This is a genomic window from Spirulina sp. CCY15215 (assembly GCF_016888125.1).
In the GTDB taxonomy this organism is placed as follows: domain Bacteria; phylum Cyanobacteriota; class Cyanobacteriia; order Cyanobacteriales; family Spirulinaceae; genus CCY15215.
This window is the reverse complement of the sequence record NZ_JACSWA010000375.1, coordinates 1-666: the sequence shown is the minus strand read 5'-3', so window position 1 is coordinate 666 and position 666 is coordinate 1. Positions and strand designations below refer to the sequence as shown.

Genomic DNA, 666 nt, shown 5'->3' with positions numbered 1-666 from the left:
AGCAAGGAGGGGACGGAGAATCAATCGAAAATTGCCTTTCGAGCAAAGATGCCATCGTCAAAAGCGTTTTAACAATCGGCGAAACGCCAAACTCCCTCCCAGCATCCGTGCCAATCGAGAGTTGGAGTTAAGAGTTGTCAAGGAATTGGCAAGAATCTATCCCATTTCTCGAATTGTCTACGAAATCGTTAAAGCCGACGTAGATTTAACGAGTGGACGCAAAAGTGCAAAGTCAGGAAAAGGCTTTTCGCCCGTGATGGTGGGGCAAAAAGTCATGGTGCAATGGCTAAACCAAATTGCACCAGTTACGACTAAAGAAGGATGGGAAACTTCGGCTCTGAGAAAGCATTTGGGTTTGGTAAAAGACCAAACGGACAAATCGAAAATCTCTCCAGAAACCCATGCCAATGACGGTATTGCATTAGCTTGCTATGCTTTTGTCGAATACCGAAAGTTCATTGACCCGATTCGGAAGATTCGAGGCGGAAAATGGTTTGGTTCTGTCGAATTGACGGATTGCCCGTTTGTCGTAATTGCCCGCCCCAAGCTCTATCGCCGTCAACTGCACTTTGAGAATCCCGATTCCAAGAAACCTAATCCCAGTCAGTATCGAAAAAGAAAAGGAGGAACGATTACTCCTTATGGTTTTCGTTCTGGAGATTATGT

Annotated in this window: 1 protein-coding gene; it reads left to right on the top strand. The window is 45.3% G+C overall.

Translation table 11 applies throughout. The features are described 5' to 3' along the window. Positions 1-31 precede the first annotated feature (31 nt). Positions 32-666 (top strand): RRXRR domain-containing protein (locus tag JUI58_RS10480; RefSeq protein WP_239121389.1); only part of this gene is annotated, 635 nt, incomplete at its 3' end.